The sequence below is a fragment of the Rhizobium sp. SVR5-2C genome (assembly GCF_056755115.1).
The window spans coordinates 1-244 of the sequence record NZ_JBNDHT010000530.1 but is presented as its reverse complement, the minus strand read 5'-3'; the positions used below and the strand labels follow the sequence as shown (position 1 = coordinate 244).

1 protein-coding gene is annotated in these 244 nt (G+C 70.5%); it reads left to right on the top strand.

The window, feature by feature from the left end; genetic code table 11:
• The coding region (locus ACPYOI_RS36790; protein WP_481424273.1) for an AMP-binding protein at positions 1–244 on the top strand (244 nt) is incomplete at both ends.

Here is a 244-nt window from a genome sequence, read left to right as displayed (position 1 = left end):
CACAAGCACATCGGCGGGGGCCGCGCCCCGATCGTCGACACGTGGTGGCAGACCGAGACGGGCGCGATCATGATCAGCCCACTGCCCGGTGTCACGACGCTGGAGCCGGGCTCAGCACAGAAGCCGATCCCGGGCGTCAGCGCCGAGATCCTCGACGACGAGGGCCGGCCGTTCACCACGCCCGAGCAGGTCGGCTACCTCGTGCTCACCAAGCCGTGGCCCTCGATGCTGCGCGGGATCTGGG